The organism is Nocardia amamiensis NBRC 102102 (genome assembly GCF_001612745.1).
Taxonomy (GTDB): domain Bacteria; phylum Actinomycetota; class Actinomycetes; order Mycobacteriales; family Mycobacteriaceae; genus Nocardia; species Nocardia amamiensis.
Genome location: NZ_BDBA01000145.1, coordinates 1 through 16,176 on the forward strand (window position 1 = coordinate 1; position 16,176 = coordinate 16,176).

The window sequence follows — 16,176 nt, forward strand, 5'->3', positions numbered from 1 at the left end:
CGCTCGGCCCCGCCGTGCGCCGCCGCGCGCTGTGTCCTCGCTTCACTCGCCTTCTCCCGCTTGCAGATCGCGCGCCAAGCGGAAACCGGCGAAGATCTGGCGACGAATGGGATGGTCCCAGTTGCGGAAGGTGCCACGGCAGGCGACCGGATCGGTGCCGAAGGAACCGCCGCGCAGCACGCGGTAGTCGCCGCCGAAGAACACTTCGGAGTATTCCCGGTACGGGAAGGCGCGGAAGCCCGGGTAGGCATCGAAGCCGGACGCGGTCCACTCCCAGACGTCACCGATCAGCTGGTGTACGCCTGCGGGAGACGCGCCGGCCGGATACGCGCCGACCTCGGCGGGTTCCAGATGACGCTGTCCCAGATTCGCGGTGGTGACGTCGGGATCGGCGTCGCCCCAAGGGAAGCGGCGCGAGGCGCCGGTCGCCGGGTCGAACCTCGCCGCCTTCTCCCATTCGGCTTCGGTGGGCAGCCGCTTACCCGCCCAGTTCGCATAGGCCTCGGCCTCGAACCAGCACACGTGCGCAACGGGCTGATGCGGCCGCAGCGGCGTCATCACCCCGAACACCCGCCGCCACCAGCGCCCGGAAGGATCGCGCTCCCAGAACTGCGGCGCGACCAACCCTGCCTGGATCCGGTGCGCCCAGCCGCGCTCGGACCAGAGTTCGGGGCGCTCGTAGCCGCCGTCGTCGACGAAGGCGAGGTACTGCTCATTGGTCACCGGCGCGGCAGCGATCGCGAAGCCTTGCACCCACACCTGATGGGCCGGGCGCTCGTTGTCCAGCGCCCAAGCATCGGTCGAGGTGCCCATGGTGAACTCCCCGGCGGGGATGACGATGTCGCCGCCGACGGTCACCGAAGCCGTCGGCGCGGCGGCCGCGGAGAGCACGGCGGTTCCGGCGCGCAACTGGTGGGTGGCGAGCATGGTTTCGTCGTGCTGCTGCTCGTGCTGGGCGATCATGCCGAACGCGAATCCGCCGTCGACCAGTGGCCTGCCGCGTAAATCGCTGCGCTCCAGGACATCCCACACCTTGTCGCGCACCGTGCCGACGTAGCCGCGCGCCTGCGTTGGGTCGAGCAGCGGCAGCGCGGGCCGGTTGGCGCGGGTGTGTTTGAAGGCGTCGTAGAGCTCGTCGATATCGACGCGTACCGGCTCGCGGCCGCCGACATCGCGAACGAGCCAGAGTTCTTCCTGATTGCCGATGTGCGCGAGATCCCAGACCAGGGGGCTCATCAAGCGCGAATGCTGGGTCACCAGTTCGGCTTCGTCGACACAGTCGGTGAGAGTGAGGGTGCGCTGCCGTGCGCGCGTGAGAACGTCGGCGATCCGGTCACGCAGCTGTTCGGTGCCGGAATGGTCGGTCGGGGCTGGGTGCGAAGTAGTCACGGGAAACATCTCCGGGATTCGTGCTGATCGGCGTCGTCGCGGCCGCGAGAATCAAGGCGGCCGAGGGCGATTCGGCCCTTGCCCGACTGGTCGAGCGGTGCAGGGTCGATGATGCGCGGTAGGCGGGGCATCACGGGGCGCCTCGCGCGAGGGAAGGTACAGCCGCCGGATGTTCTGCGCCCACACCCTTCTGGGTGTCGTCCTGTGGGTGACCGCGGGCGATTCGGCCCACGCGGGACTGCTCGAGCAGTGCGCGGTCGGCCATGCGCGACGGGTGCGTTGTCACGGGGCGCCTCCCGGAGGTTGTGTGCCGGCACTGTTCTCGGCGTCGTCTTCGATCGGAGTGCGACCGCCGCGACATCGCTCGGCGGCGGACTCGATCACACGGGCCGCCTGTTCGGTCGCGGCGTGCGCGGCCGCGAGTCGCAGCAGCGCGACCGCGGCCGTCCGGATGTCCGGGTTGGCCAACCCGGAGCGGGCGGCGTCGACCCAACGATCGGCCAGCGGCGCGGCGATCGATGTCGCTTCCTCGATCACCGCCGGGCTGGACAGCAGCGCGTCGATGACGTGGACCGGGATGATCCAGTCGTCGCCGGGCTGGGCGTCGATGTAGCGGATCTCCAGATGGCCCGAGGCGCGCACCGGCGGGAACAGCGTGGTCAGGTGATAGTCCAGGTCGCCGGTATCGGGGCGGCGGCCGACTTCGTCGTCCAGCGCGCCGGACAGCCAATCGGCGAAGGTCGCGCCGGGCGGCGCGGACCAGCCGCGCTCGTGGCCGTTACCGGGCGCGGCACCGTCGTCGAGTCGGCGCACGCACAGCAGCGGTACGTCCAGCGCCCATTTCCCGTACGCGGCCACCGGGTCGGTCCAGTCCAGCACCGGTGGGCGAGTTCGGGGGTTGTCCAGGCGGAGCCAGGCCCGCATGCGCTGCGACGCCCAGGCTCCGGGCGGCGCGCCGCGCAGGACGGGCGAACAGGCGAAAGCGGCGAGCAGGGCGGGACCGATCGCGTACAGGGCGGTCCAGCGCGCAATGACCTCCGCGCGGTCGGCGCCCGCGTCGACGCTGACCTGGGTGGCGGCGGTATTGCACATCATCAGCTTGCCGAACGGTCCGATGCCGCCGAAGGATCGCTCCATCGCGCGGTAGCGCGGTAGCTGGAGCAGGCGTTTGGGGCGGCGGTCCGCGTCGGCCGCGAGCGCAACGGGCCGGATGGACCTGGATTCGAGAAGTTCCCGCAACAAGCGGGCATCCTCGCGCAGCCGGTCGCACAGCTGCGCGGCGGTGCCGTAGGGGGCACTGGAGAGTTCGATCTGACCACCGGGCTCTAGCGTGACCCGGCTGCCCCCCGGCAGAGCGAGCGCCGGTGAATCCGGGGCGATGGACCGTGGTGCGTAGGGTCCGAGAGCATCCGCCAGGGCAGTCAGCTGCGGACGCGGAGCCGCCGAAGGGCCGGACGCCGAACACTCACCCTGCACCGTGAGCCACTCCAGTTCGGCGCCGATCAGGGCGGGTGGTCCCAGCTTGAAACAGACACCGCCGATATACGCCTCCGCCGCCGCGCGGGAGGACAATTCCCCCTGCTCGGCGGCACAACTGGCCGCCTGGGGACTCTCGAGCGTGACCGCCATGCCAACCTCCATCGGGCGTCCCGGATGTAGTCCGCTGCTCTTCGTTTATCGCCGCGCGCTCGTAGTCGTGTTCCACTCCTGGCCGACTTTCGCACGCGGCGGTCCATCCAGCGTAGCCACGGCGGCCGACAAGAAACCGACAGAAAGCCGAACAATCGACCCGTTAAGGTCGGCTGCATGCTGGATGACGATTGTGTACGAGCCGACACTCCCGGATGCGCGACCGGGCCCGGACCCGGCCCTGTTTTCCTCGACAGCGCCGGGTCCTCGCTACCGCCGCGGGTCGTCACCGACACCGTCGTCGCGCATCTGCGGCGCGAAGCCGAGATCGGCGGCTACCGCGCCGCGAACGAGCGGCTCGACGACCTCGCGGGCGTCAAGACCGCGATCGGCGCGCTGATCGGCGCCGATCCGGCGAGCATCGCGCTCAGCGACAGCGCCACCCGGTCGTGGGCGGATTTCTTCTACTCGGTCCCGCTGTCCCCCGGCGATCGCATCCTGGTTTCCGAGGCCGACTACGCCAGCAACGCCATCGCCGCGCTACAGCGTGCCCGCGCCACCGGGGCAACTGTCGAGACAATCCCCAGCGACAGCAGCGGGCAGATCGATCTCGACGCGCTGGCCGCACTGGTCGACGAACGGGTAAAGCTGGTCTCGATCCTGCACGTGCCCACCAATGGCGGCTTGGTGAACCCGGCCGCCGAGGCGACCCGGATCGCGCACTCGGTCGGCGCGCTGGTGCTGCTCGACGCCTGCCAGTCCGCTGGACAGCTGCCCCTGGACGTAGCCGAGCTCGGCGTCGACGCGCTGTCGGCGACCGGTCGCAAGTGGCTGCGCGGCCCGCGCGGCACCGGATTCCTCTATGTGCGACCGGAATTGGCGCGGTCCATGGAACCAGAGCGGCTCGACCTGCACAGCGCCGAATGGACCGGCCCGAGCGACTACCGGCTCGCTCCCGACGCCAGCCGCTTCGAGTTCTGGGAGTGCGACGTCGCGGGGCGGCTCGGCCTGGGCGCCGCCGTGCGGTACCTGCTCGACCTCGGTCCGGAGGACGTCTACGCCGCGATCGCCGCCCGCGCCGAGCACCTGCGCAAAGCACTGCCCGAGATTCCCGGCGTGACGGTGCGCGACCTCGGCATCCGGCACAGCGGCATCGTGTCGTTCACCGTCGACGGCGTCGACTCCGTGCAGGTACGCGACCGGCTGCTGGCGCAGGACATCACCGTCACGGTCAGCCACGCGAGCTCCACCCTGCTCGATATGACCGGCCGCGGCCTGCCGTCGGTCGTGCGCGCCTCGCCACACTGCTTCGTCGGTTTCGACGAGCTCGACCGATTCGTCGCCGCGGTGGCGCAGATCCGGGCCTGAACCACGGCAACCTTCCAGACAGCTTCTTCGCGCCCCTGACCTGGGCCCCTGGAAATGGGGTTAACGCCGCGCCACTATGGCGTGATAGTGGGGGGAGGCCGGTTCCCGGCGACGGTTGGTGCAGAGGAGTTGGACTTTTGAGCAGGTTCACCGACGAGATGTATGCGACGGCGCGGACGTCCGAGCGGGGTCTGGTGACCGGCGAGCCGACTGCTCCGCTGCGGCGTACCTGGGCGGAAATCCATCGAATCGCCCGGCGTATGGCGGGCGGGCTGGCCGAGGCGGGCATCGGGCACGGCGACGCCGTCGGAGTGCTCGCGGGCATGCCGGTCGACATCGCCCCGGTTTGCCAGGCCATCTGGATGCGTGGCGCGTCGATCACCATGCTGCATCAACCCACCCCGCGCACCGATCTGGTGATCTGGGCCAGGGACACCGAGACCGTGCTGACCATGATCGAGGCGCGCGCGGTCGTGCTCGGCGCGCCGTTCGAGGCGGCCGAGCCGCTGCTGCGCGAACGCGGCATCACCGTGGTGCGCATCGACCAGCTGCCCGACGGCCCCGACATCGACCCGGTGCCCACCGGCGAGGACGATATCGCCTTGCAGCAGTTGACCTCCGGCTCCACCGGGTCGCCCAAGGCGGTGCAGATCACGCATGCGAACTTCTTCGTCAATGCCTATGCGATGTTCGACCGGGTGAAGTTCCAGCTCGACGGCGACGTGATGGTCAGCTGGCTACCGCTGTTCCACGACATGGGCATGGTCGGCTTCCTCAGCGTCCCGATGCAATTCGGCGCCGAAGTGGTGTGTGTGACGCCGCTGGACTTCCTGACCAGGCCACTGCTGTGGGCGGAGCTGATCAGCAAATACCGCGGAACCGTCACCGCGGCACCCAATTTCGCGTACTCGCTGCTGGCCCGCAGGCTGCGGCAGGCCGACGACGGCGCGTTCGACCTCAGCAGCGTGCGCTACATGTGGAACGGCGCGGAACCGGTGGACCCGGACACCATGGACGCCTTGGCCGCGGCCGGAAAACGCTTCGGGCTCAACCCGATGGCGCTCACCCCGGTCTACGGCATGGCCGAGACCACCCTCGCCGTCTCGGTCCCGGACGCCGGCCACGGCCAGGTGCTCGACGTGATCGACGCCGACCTGCTCGAGGCGCTGGGCAAGGCGGTGCCGGTGCCGGAAGAGCACGGGCATCCGGCCAACATCCGCAGGCTGCCGACGCTGGGCTACCTGGTCGACAACTTGGAGGGCCGGGTCGTCGACAGCGAACGCCAGCCGCTGCCGCCCCGGTCGGTGGGTGTGATCGAATTGCGTGGCCCCGCAGTCACTTCGGGCTACGTGACGATGGACGGATTCCGCCCCGCCCAAGACGCCGACGGCTGGCTGGACACCGGCGATATCGGCTACTTCACCGATGAGGGCCTGATCGTGGTGTGCGGCCGAATGAAGGACGTGATCATCATGGGCGGCCGCAACATCTATCCCACCGACATCGAGCGCGCGGCGACCAGCGTGCCCGGCGTCCGGGCCGGCAACGCGGTCGCGGTGCGCCTGGACGCGGGCCACACCCGCGAGACCTTCGCCGTGGTGGTGGAGAGCAACAGCCACCAGAATCCCGAGGAAGTCAAGCGCATCCAGCACGAGATCGTGCACGCGGTGTTCACGGAGGTGGGCGTGCGACCACGCACCGTCGCGGTGCTCGGCCCCGGCGCGCTGCCGAAAACCTCCTCCGGCAAGCTGCGCAGGTCCGCCAGCGCGATACATCTGCCGCGCGGGTGAATCACCGCTGAAGTCCGGTCGTGCGTGAGCCGCCCATACGAAGCTGGTTCCGGCCACGGGCAATCGGTCCCGGACGAACCGGAACCGGCATGGCAACAGAAGAGCTTGCGGCTCAGTGCACTTGGTTCTGGGCGGTTTCCAGCCCGACGCGCAGCAGCAGTTCCACCGCGTCGGCGGCCTGCTCGACGATCACGGGCACTTCTTTGCGCTCCGGCGCCGAGAACGGCTTCAGCACGTAGTCGGCCGGGTCCTGCCTGCCCGGCGGGCGGCCGATGCCGATCCGGGTGCGCAGGTAGTCCTTGGTGGTCAGGGCGCTGGAGACGGAGCGAAGCCCGTTGTGCCCGCCCTCACCGCCGCCACGCTTGAGGCGGACCGCGCCGAAGGGCAGGTCGAGTTCGTCGTGCACGACGATCACCTCCGCAGGCGGCACGGAGAAGAACTTGGCCAGCGCGGCCACCGGCCGCCCGGACAGGTTCATGAACGCTCGCGGCTTGGCGATCAGCACCTGACGGCCGTCCAGCCGCGCTTGCAGCAGATCGGCACCGGATTTCTTGTGCACGCTGAAACGACCGCCGACGCGCTGCGCGAGCACGTCGGCGACGAGGAAACCGACATTGTGCCTGGTGCGCTCGTACTCCGGACCGGGATTACCCAGTCCGACCACGAGCGCGGCCCCGGCGGACGAATCGGTGTTGTTCAGCGCTCTGGCTTCCGGTTATTCGGCGGTCTCGCCCTCGGCCTCGCCCTCACCCGGGGCGGGCTCGCCGGACGGGGCGGCCAGGACGTTGACGATCAGGGTTTCCGGATCGGCGGCCAGGGTGACACCGGCGGGCAGCGGCACCGCGCCCGCGGTGATCTGGGTGCCCGGCTCGGCGCCCTCGACGGAGACCTCGATGGCCTCGGGGAGGTTCAGCGCCTCGGCCTCGATGGAGATGGTGGTGGCCTCCTGGGTGACCAGGGTGCCCGCGGCGGCGTCGCCGACGACCGTGACGGACACGTCGGCGGTGACCTTCTCGCCACGCTTGACGATGAGCAGGTCGGCGTGCTCGATGTAGCGGCGGATCGGGTGCACCACAACGGACTTGGTCAGCGCGAGCTGCTTCTTGCCGTCGATGACGAGGTTCAGTACCGCGTTGGTGCCGTGCTCGCGCAGAATGGCGGCGAAGGCCTGGGCGTTGACCGACAGGTGCTGCGGGTCGGTCTGGTGGCCGTACAGCACGGCCGGAACGTTGCCGGCCCGGCGGGTGCGGCGGGCGGCGCCCTTGCCGAACTCGGTGCGTACGGAGGCTTCGAGAAGGTTGACGTCGGACATGACTGGATCTACTCCTACGGCTCTTCCATGGCGGTCAGCGTTTACCCGTCAGGGGTTGCTCACGCCTGACCGGGGTGGTCTACTCGTCGGGGCGAAGACCGAACGAGGACGGCCGGAAGCCGCGCCGCGTCGATCACGGTGTCGCAAATCTGGTCTGCGGTCACCCTCGCCGAGACAACCCGAACACCATACCCCAGCTCGGGAACGCTCTTTGAATCGGGTGGTCAGCGCCGCGTCGACTCCGGTTCGCGCCGGTCGCGTACGCTGGCGTGGTTGCCGATCGGTCGTCTGCGAAAGGTTGTTTTGCGTTGAGCGCCTCCCCTGAGGGTGTCGTCGCGCCCGCGCCGCGCGGGTTGTCCGCCGAGGTCGCCCGGCGGCGCACGTTCGCGGTGATCTCCCATCCCGACGCGGGCAAGTCCACGCTCACCGAGGCGCTCGCCCTGCACGCCAGGATGATCTCCGAGGCCGGCGCGATCCACGGCAAAGCCGGGCGCAAGTCCACCGTCTCGGACTGGATGGAGATGGAGAAGGCGCGCGGCATCTCGGTCAGCTCGACCGCGCTGCAGTTCAACTACCGCGCCGAGGGCTCCGATGTCGACAGCGTCATCAATCTGGTCGACACGCCAGGTCACTCCGATTTCTCGGAGGACACCTACCGGGTGCTCACCGCCGTGGACGCCGCGGTGATGCTGATCGATGCGGCCAAGGGCTTGGAGCCGCAGACGTTGAAGCTGTTCCAGGTGTGCCGCCACCGCGGCATCCCGGTGATCACGGTGATCAACAAGTGGGATCGGCCGGGCCGGGCGCCGCTGGAACTGCTCGACGAGATCAATGATCGGATCGGCCTCACCCCCACTCCGCTGTTCCTCCCGGTCGGCATAGCGGGCGATTTCCGCGGCCTGCTGCGCCGCGGGCCGGACGGCGCCCCGCTGGAATACATCCACTTCACCCGCACCGCGGGCGGCGCGACCATCGCGCCGGAGGAGTCGATCACCCCGGAGTCCGCCGAGGCGCGCGAAGGCGAACCGTGGAACACCGCCGCCGAGGAGAGCGAACTGCTCTCGGCCACCGGCCAGGACCACGACCAGGAACTGTTCCTCGCCGGGCAGACCTCACCGGTGATCTATGCCTCCGCGATGCTGAACTTCGGTGTGCGGCAGCTGCTGGAGACGCTGGTCGCGCTCGCGCCGGCTCCCGCAGCACGCCCGGACGCCGACGGCAGACCGCGCGAGACCGGCGAGCCGTTCAGCGCGGTGGTGTTCAAGGTGCAGGCGGGCATGGACGCCGCGCACCGCGACCGCCTCGCGTTCATGCGGATCGTGTCCGGCGAGTTCGAGCGCGGCATGGTGGTCACCCACGCGCAGACCGGACGACCGTTCGCCACCAAGTACGCGCTGACCGTGTTCGGTCGCGAGCGCGCCACCGTCGACACCGCCTACCCGGGCGACGTGGTCGGCCTGGTCAACGCGACCGCGCTGGCCCCGGGCCACACGCTGTACGTGGACAAGAAGGTGGAGTTCCCGCCGATCCCGTCGTTCGCGCCGGAGCATTTCGCGGTGCTGCGCGCGCAGAGCGCGGGCAAGTACAAGCAGTTCCGCAAGGCCATCGACCAGCTCGACTCCGAGGGCGTCGTGCAGGTGCTGCGCAACGACCTGCGCGGCGACGCCTCCCCCGTGCTGGCCGCCGTCGGCCCGATGCAGTTCGAGGTGGTCACCGCGCGCATGCTCACCGAGTTCAACGTGGAGACCACGATGGACCATCTCGGCTACACGCTGGCCCGGCGTACCGACGCAGCCTCCGCGGAGGAACTCGGGCGGCAGCGCGGGGTGGAGGTCTTCACCCGCTCAGACGGTGCGCTGCTCGCGCTGTTCAGTGACAAGTGGCGGCTGCAATACATCGAGAAGGAACACCCGGCGCTCACGTTGGAGCCCCTGGTGGCCACAGCCGACTGAGTCAGCCGGCCTCGGGCTCGGTCCGCAGCGTCGGGCCGGTGGGTTCGCGCTCGACCGACGCGATGCCCTCCTCCTGGGCGATCAGGCCCCAGCGGCTCGAGGTCAGTCGCAGGCTCGGCAGATCGCTGAGCGAGAGCACCACCTCGTAGGTCCGCTCGTAGCCGGTGTGCGAGATCCGCCAGTGTCCGTCGTCGCAGCGGACATAGCGGTCGTTGTAGAAGGCCGCGCCGCGCAGCAGCATGTTGTGGCCCGGAATGAGGACCGTGTCCGCGAGGTACCAGGTGCCGCTGGCGTTGTCGCCGTCGACATCGATCTCCGGATGGTCGCATCGGTGCTCGGTGATCACGTGCGGACCGAGCGTGTTCCGCATGAACGCGATGAATGCCTCACGCGATTCGAACTGGAGATATTCGCTGTAGGTCGCGGTCGCCTCGGGGATCATGGTGTCGGCGAACTCGTCCCACGATTTGGTGTCGAGCGTGCGAAGGTACCGATACTTCAGCCGGCTGATCGCCGCTACGTCGTCCACTTCCCGCTCGCCTTCGCGGCGTCGCGTCGATCTCGGATCGCCACGCACCTGCCCGAAGTCGATCGGCCCCGCGTCGAAGCGCAACCGCCCGCCCGCGCGCCGCTCGCCGCGAGTCTCCTCTTCGGTGCTGGTCCCACGGCCGCCGCGGTCGGATCTGCCTTGGTCGAGGTCCTCAGCGGCCCGCTCCGGTCTACCGGGATCGATTCCCACGCTGCCGCGCTGTTGCCGGCCCGGGTGGAATCCCGGGTCGTCGCGCCCCTGCCCACCGGAGCCCGCGCCCCGGCCAGTACGCACTTGCGCAGCGACACCCACAACCGGGTCGCCGCGCCCCTGCCCGCCGGTTCCCTGATCCATACCCTCCACAATCCCACCCTGAGTCGGGAATTGGGAGGGTTGTATCAGATTGCTATCACCGTTAGGGCAACATTCTGGCGAATATCGACGGACGCGGGTCAGCTTCCGATCGTGAAGCAGGTGCGGCAGAAATCCTCGCCGAACTCGGTGAGCCGAAGACTCTTGCGGACGATCTTCGGCGCCCGGCCCGCCTTCTTCAGCGCCGCCTCCACCACGGGCTGGACCTCGAGCACCATGTACCGGCTCAGCACCACCGGATCCTCCGAGGTCAGCGTCAGTCCGAGACGGTTGAGGTTGATCAGGTACATCCGCGCGCGGTCCGGGTAGCGCACACCCGCCTGCTCGGGCACCGAGGTGAGATCGCCCTGCACGAGTTCCGAGCCGATCCCCAGTGGACGGTTGGTGCGCACGTCCACCGACGGCTGCGGGCCGTTGAGCGCCATGAAGCGCAGAATGCGCGCCTCGTCGGGCGCGAGCTCGTCGAGGATGCGGTCGTAGGCCGGGTGCACGTCCTCGGTGAAGTAGACATCCGCGGACCTGGCCAGCAGCGCGTCACCGCGACGGCGCAGTTCCTCGGTGGTAGCCGAATGGAGGTGCGAGCCGACCGCGAGCGCCTGCTGCGTGCCGTTGGACGTCGGGACGTAGCTGACGATCTCCCGCACCGAGCCCTCGGTGACGCCGAGGGCGCTGCGGGCGATGGAACGCAACGCGTTTCCGGTCCGCTCGGCGATCTCGGCCGAGGACTCGCCGTCCAGCGCCGCCTGGGCGATCTCCTTGGTGACCTCGAAGGTGGTGCCCGCGGCCCACTGGCTGCCGCGCACGACGGTACCCGCGGCCAGCCCTGCCGCGCGGAACACGCCGCGGATCAGCCGCGCTTCGTTGCTGATCTGCCGCTGTTCGACATCCGAACTGCGCTCGACGGCGCGGTAACCGGGCCGGGCCACGTCCCGTCCGGTCCTGTCGTCTGTCACGTTTTCTCCGATATCGCCGGGTGAACGAATCCGCCCCACAGCGTACTTCCCGTTGTGTCGCGGGTCATTCGCAACGCCCTGACTCGGACAGTGCGACCGGCGCGCGGCGCACAATAGGGTTTCTTTGCCGAGCGGGTGCTAGTTTTGGGTGCCGGTGAGGCGGCGGTCACCGGTGTATCGGCAGGAGGGTGTCGTGTTAGAGAGCGTATTCGGAATCCACCCGACGATCCTGCTCGAGCTCGTCACCATACCTCTGTTCACCGGTGTTATCGGGTACATCACCAACTGGACCGGCGTGTTGATGCTGTTCAAGCCGGTCGCCTTCCACGGCTTCGGAGTTCCCGGTCTGCGCGCGCTGTATCCATTCCTGCCCAAGCGAATTCAAGTTCTCCCGCTGCTCAGCTATGACGGCCGATTCGGCTGGCAGGGCATCGTCCCCTCGCGCGCGGACAAGATGGCCAGTATCGCGGTCGACAAGGGCCTGGCCAAACTCGGCAGCGTCGCCGACTTCTACCGCGAGCTCGAGCCGGACAAGCTGGCCGAGCATCTCGCGAGCATCGCCGACACGCAGATCAAGGACATCGTCGAGGAGATCCTGCGGCGCGAGCATCCGCAGCTCTGGTACAACTTGCCCGCGCAGGTGCGCGACGTGGTGCACGAGCGGGTGCGCCAGCAGTTGCCGGAGATCCTGCGCGAGCTCACCGAGGAATTGGGCGCGAATATCGATCAGCTGCTCGACGTGAAGCAGATGGTGATCCGCTATTTCCAGGCCCGTCCGCATCTGCTCAACACGCTGTTCCAGGTGCTCGGCGCCAAGGAACTGCGTTTCATGCAGAACTTCGGTTTCTACTTCGGCGCTCCGATGGGAGCGGTGCTGGTCGCCGTCCTGCATCTGACCGGATGGTCGAGCCTGGTCGTGCTCCCGGTCGGCGGCGTGATCATCGGCTGGGTGGTCAACTGGATCGGCATCAATATGATCTTCGCGCCTGCCTATCCGAAGTGGTGGTGCCCGTGGCGGCAGGGCCTGCTGATCAAACGCAAGTCCGAAATCACCGACGGTTACGCGGAATTGGTTTCCAGCCAGGTGATCACGGTGGCGAATATCGGCGACGAGTTGCTCAACGGTCCGCGTTCGGATCGCACCATGCAGATGCTGGAGGACACGCTGCGTCCGGCCGCCGACCGCGCGCTCGGACCCGCGCGGCCCGCGGTCAAGTTCATGCTCGGCAGTCGCGAATACGACACGCTGCAGGCGACGTTGACCACCGAGGCCATGGCCATCGCGCCGATCGCGTTCGCCGACCCGGAGTTCAATATCCGCCAGGGCCGCCAGATCAACGAGTACATCGCCAGGCAGATGTCGGCGTTGTCGCCACCGGACTTCGTCGACATGCTGCGCGCCGCGATCAAGCAGGATGAATGGCTGCTTTTCGTCCATGGCGGTGTGCTGGGGCTGTTCGCCGGATACGCTCATATTCTGATCTTCGGAACGGGAGTGGCGACATCATGGCTGTAGCGGGTCCGGACGACGGCGATCTCGAGGCCGTCGAGCACCGCGACGCGACGGAGGCGAATGCCGAGCCGTCGCAGGAAATCGCCCGGCGGCCTAGTTCCGACATCACTCGCACCGACGAATCAGCCCGGCTGGTACCGGTTCCCGTGGCCACCGTGCGGGCCGCGACCGGCGTCGCGCGGGTCGCGTGGAGCGCCGTCACGGGCGTGACCGCCTGGGGAGTCGGCACCGCGGTCGGTGTCACCTCGACTGTCGTGCGACGCAGTATCGAGGGCGCACCGCCCCGAGAAGTACTCGCCGAGGCCGAGGCCGAGATCCGTGCCGCGATGCGCAGGGCGCTCGGCATCCCGGCAGCCGCGCAACCGCCCGCCGGGGAGAGCGTGCCGACGCTGCGTGAGCAGGGTGCCGCACTGCTGCGGTTGTCGGCCAGCCCGCACGGCGAGGACGACAACCACCCGGCCTTCGCGGGCATGCTGGCCGAGCTGACCCCGGACGAGGCGCGCATCCTGCGCTTCCTGCACTTGGACGGACCACAGCCCTCGATCGACATCCGCGCCGGACGCCCGCGCGCGCTCGGCGGGGAACGCGTCGGTTCGATGCTCACGCTGATCGGCGAGCACGCCGGCCTGCGTTTCCCGAACCGGATTCAGCAGTACCTCACCAACCTGCGCAGGCTCGGATTGGTCGAGCACGCGCGAGAGCAGGTCGGCAACCCGAACCGCTACCAGCTGCTGGAGGCGCAGTCGGCGGTGCGCGAGCTGCTGAAGCGTTCCGGATTCGGCACCAAGGTGATCTACCGCAGCGTGCTACTCACCGACTTCGGCGCCGACTTCGTGCGCAGCTGCCTGCCCGTGGTCGTGCAGGACGGACGCGCCTCCGGGCACTAGGTCCGCCCACACCCGCATCGCCAGCGCGGCCACCCGCTCGAGTTCCGCCTGGCTCGCGCCGTCCCTGGCTGACTGGGACATGCCCTGCATGACCGTGGCGACGTAGCGAGCCAGCGTGCGCGCGTCCGGATGGGCCGGTAGCAGGCCCGCGTCGATATCGACCTGAATGCGAGCGGCGAACCTGTCGACGTTCCAGTTGCGCATATCGCGAAGCAGGTCGGCTATCTCGGTGTTGGTGGTGTTGACGCCCGCGCTGATCACCAGGCAACCGTGCGGGCAATCCGGCCGGGTGTACTCCACCGCCGCCTCGTGCAAGATCCGCCGAACCGCCGCCTCCGCGGTCGCCTCCTCGGCCAGCGCCCGTGTGACGAATCCGCCGTAGCGTGCGCCGAAACTGGCTACCGCCTCGGCGAACAACGTCTTCTTGTCACCGAACGCCGCATACAGACTCGGCGCCCCGATGCCCATGGCCGCGGTCAGGTCGCCGATCGAGGTGGCTTCGTACCCGCGCTCCCAGAACAGCCGCATGGCCTGATCCAGCGCCGCGTCCCGATCGAAGGATCGGGGTCGTCCCCGGGTCGTGGTACCCATGCCGAGAATTTTATAGCGCTCGCTAGACAATGTGCTAACTTTGCTTTCTGTAGCGACCGCTAGAGAAAGGGGCCCGCCATGGGCACGCTGACGGGTAAGACGGCATTGGTGACCGGAGCCAGCCGGGGAATCGGACGGGCCATAGCCGAACGACTCGGGCGCGAGGGCGCACGGGTCGCGGTCCACTACAACGGCAACGAGCAGGCGGCCAAGGCGACTGTCGCCGCGATCGAAGCCGCGGGCGGCGAAGCGTTCGCGATCCGCGCCGAACTGGGTGTGCCGGGCGACGCCGCAACCCTGTGGGCAGCTTTCGACGCACATGCCGACGGGCTGGACATCCTGGTGAACAACGCGGGCACCGATGGCATCCGCGAGCCGATCGCGGGGACCGACGAGGCGGCGTTCGACCGGGTCTTCGCGATCAACGCCAAGGCGCCGTTCTTCATCACCCGCCTCGGCCTGGACCGGTTGCGGGCGGGCGGCCGGATCGTCAACATCTCCACCGGCCTCACCCACGGTGCGCGCATGCCGCAACTGGTCGCCTACACCATGACCAAAGCCGCGATCGACAGCTTCACCAGCGTGCTGGCCAAGGAAGTCGGCGCGCGCGGCATCACGGTGAACGCGGTGGGGCCAGGAGTGATCGACACCGACATGAACGCGAGCTGGCTGCGCGATCCCGAAGTCGCGGCGATGGTGACGGCGATGTCCCCGTTCCATCGGGTGGGGCACTCCGCCGACGTGGCCGACGTCGTCGGTTTCCTGGTCTCTGACGACGCACGGTGGGTCACCGGACAGTGGATCGACGCCACCGGCGGCGCGCTGCTTTAGGTAGCCGAAGCGGCTGCCTCGCCTTCGCTCGGCCCAGTGCTGCGCCGAGCGGCTGCGCCTGCCATGCGGCTGCCTCCGTATTCGCTCGGCCGGGGCTGGGAACGGACTTCGTCCGGCTGCGCCCGTTACGCGGCTGACTCGAGTCTGCACTCGGCCCAGCGCGGGCTACGGACAGGCTTCGTCCGCCTGCGCCCATTAGGCTTGAGCACCGTGCTGTCCGTAGTGCCGAGTCCCGTCACCGTGCGCGCGCCGTCGAAGGTGAACCTCCATCTCGGCGTCGGCGACCTGCGCGCCGATGGCTATCACGACCTGACCACGGTATTCCAGGCGCTGTCGCTGAGCGACGATCTGCAGATCGCGCCCGCGGCGACGCTCGCGGTCCGAGTCACCGGCGAGGGCGCCGCCGAGGTGCCGACCGACCGGACGAACCTGGTGTGGAAGGCGGCCGTCCGGCTCGCGCACCTCGGCGGCCGCGCGCCGCTGGTGGAAATCGCGATCAGCAAAGGCATTCCGGTGGCGGGCGGCATGGCGGGCGGCAGCGCGGACGCCGCCGCGGCACTGGTCGGCCTGAACGAGTTGTGGGATCTGGGCCTGTCCCGGGACGAACTCGCCGCGGTGGCCGCCGAACTCGGCAGCGACGTCCCGTTCGCGCTGCACGGCGGCACCGCGCTGGGCACCGGCCGCGGGGAACGCCTGCTGCCGGTGCTGTCCCGCAACACGTTTCACTGGGTGCTCGCCTTCGCGAAGGGCGGCCTGGCCACTCCGGCCGTTTTCGCCGAACTCGATCGGCTCCGCGAACACGGCGAGCCCCCTCGACTCGGCGAGCCGCAACTGCTCATGCAGGCACTGGCCTCCGGTGACCCACACCAGCTCGCCCCCCTGCTCGGCAATGATTTGCAGGCTGCGGCGCTGTCGCTGAAGCCGGAGCTGCGCCGCACCCTGCGCGCGGGCGTGACCGCGGGCGCGCTGGCCGGGCTGGTGTCCGGCTCCGGGCCCACCTGCGCGTTCTTGTGCGAGAGCGAGGAATCCGCGATATCGGTGGCGGCCGAACTCGCGGGCG

14 protein-coding genes are annotated in these 16,176 nt (G+C 69.0%); 7 read left to right on the top strand and 7 right to left on the bottom strand.

Annotated features, from left to right (window positions below; genetic code table 11):
• Positions 1-42: 42 nt before the first annotated feature.
• Both egtB and egtA read right to left on the bottom strand, forming a co-directional pair.
• The gene (gene egtB, locus NA4_RS24885) at positions 43-1,389 is read right to left on the bottom strand and encodes an ergothioneine biosynthesis protein EgtB (RefSeq protein WP_245671575.1); all 1,347 of its coding nucleotides are present in this window, start codon (positions 1,387-1,389) and stop codon (positions 43-45) included.
• A 282-nt stretch (positions 1,390-1,671) separates the two neighbouring features.
• The gene (gene egtA / locus NA4_RS24890) at positions 1,672-3,018 is read right to left on the bottom strand and encodes an ergothioneine biosynthesis glutamate--cysteine ligase EgtA (protein ID WP_067474736.1); all 1,347 of its coding nucleotides are present in this window, start codon (positions 3,016-3,018) and stop codon (positions 1,672-1,674) included.
• Between the two features lie 177 nt (positions 3,019-3,195).
• On the opposite strand from egtA, the gene NA4_RS24895 reads away from it, so the two are divergent.
• A complete protein-coding gene (locus tag NA4_RS24895; protein ID WP_067474710.1) occupies positions 3,196-4,386 on the top strand; it encodes an aminotransferase class V-fold PLP-dependent enzyme in 1,191 nt (396 codons plus the stop codon).
• A 137-nt stretch (positions 4,387-4,523) separates the two neighbouring features.
• On the top strand, positions 4,524-6,176 hold the full coding sequence (locus NA4_RS24900) for a fatty acyl-AMP ligase (protein WP_067474712.1): 1,653 nt from the start codon (positions 4,524-4,526) through the stop codon (positions 6,174-6,176).
• 112 nt (positions 6,177-6,288) lie between these two features.
• Here the strand turns inward: NA4_RS24900 and pth are convergent, their stop codons facing one another.
• A complete protein-coding gene (gene pth / locus NA4_RS24905) occupies positions 6,289-6,840 on the bottom strand; it encodes an aminoacyl-tRNA hydrolase (RefSeq protein WP_245671576.1) in 552 nt (183 codons plus the stop codon).
• Positions 6,841-6,891: 51 nt separating this feature from the next.
• Positions 6,892-7,488, bottom strand: coding sequence for a 50S ribosomal protein L25/general stress protein Ctc (locus NA4_RS24910; RefSeq protein ID WP_067474718.1), 597 nt, complete (start codon positions 7,486-7,488; stop codon positions 6,892-6,894).
• Positions 7,489-7,796: 308 nt separating this feature from the next.
• Between NA4_RS24910 and NA4_RS24915 the strand changes: the two genes are divergently transcribed.
• Positions 7,797-9,440: a peptide chain release factor 3 gene (locus NA4_RS24915; RefSeq protein WP_067474721.1), complete on the top strand. Its 1,644-nt coding sequence runs from the start codon at positions 7,797-7,799 to the stop codon at positions 9,438-9,440.
• Between the two features lies 1 nt (position 9,441).
• Here NA4_RS24915 and NA4_RS24920 read toward each other — a convergent pair whose 3' ends face one another.
• Both NA4_RS24920 and NA4_RS42805 read right to left on the bottom strand, forming a co-directional pair.
• Positions 9,442-9,969, bottom strand: coding sequence for a nuclear transport factor 2 family protein (locus NA4_RS24920; protein ID WP_157129284.1), 528 nt, complete (start codon positions 9,967-9,969; stop codon positions 9,442-9,444).
• A 452-nt stretch (positions 9,970-10,421) separates the two neighbouring features.
• A complete protein-coding gene (locus NA4_RS42805) occupies positions 10,422-11,294 on the bottom strand; it encodes an Abi-alpha family protein (RefSeq protein WP_084497420.1) in 873 nt (290 codons plus the stop codon).
• 193 nt (positions 11,295-11,487) lie between these two features.
• Between NA4_RS42805 and NA4_RS24930 the strand changes: the two genes are divergently transcribed.
• Positions 11,488-12,810: a DUF445 domain-containing protein gene (locus tag NA4_RS24930; protein WP_084497422.1), complete on the top strand. Its 1,323-nt coding sequence runs from the start codon at positions 11,488-11,490 to the stop codon at positions 12,808-12,810.
• The gene (locus NA4_RS24935) at positions 12,801-13,694 is read left to right on the top strand and encodes an Abi-alpha family protein (RefSeq protein WP_067474724.1); all 894 of its coding nucleotides are present in this window, start codon (positions 12,801-12,803) and stop codon (positions 13,692-13,694) included. The genes NA4_RS24930 and NA4_RS24935 overlap by 10 nt, the downstream gene beginning before the upstream one ends.
• Here NA4_RS24935 and NA4_RS24940 read toward each other — a convergent pair.
• Positions 13,614-14,285, bottom strand: a complete 672-nt coding sequence (locus tag NA4_RS24940) for a TetR/AcrR family transcriptional regulator (protein WP_084497421.1) — start codon at positions 14,283-14,285, stop codon at positions 13,614-13,616. The genes NA4_RS24935 and NA4_RS24940 overlap by 81 nt on opposite strands.
• Positions 14,286-14,363: 78 nt before the next feature.
• On the opposite strand from NA4_RS24940, the gene NA4_RS24945 reads away from it, so the two are divergent.
• Complete coding sequence (locus tag NA4_RS24945) at positions 14,364-15,116, top strand: SDR family oxidoreductase (protein ID WP_067474730.1); 753 nt, start codon at positions 14,364-14,366, stop codon at positions 15,114-15,116.
• Between the two features lie 210 nt (positions 15,117-15,326).
• Positions 15,327-16,176: 4-(cytidine 5'-diphospho)-2-C-methyl-D-erythritol kinase (locus NA4_RS24950; RefSeq protein ID WP_174552988.1), on the top strand; the 850-nt coding region annotated here is incomplete at its 3' end.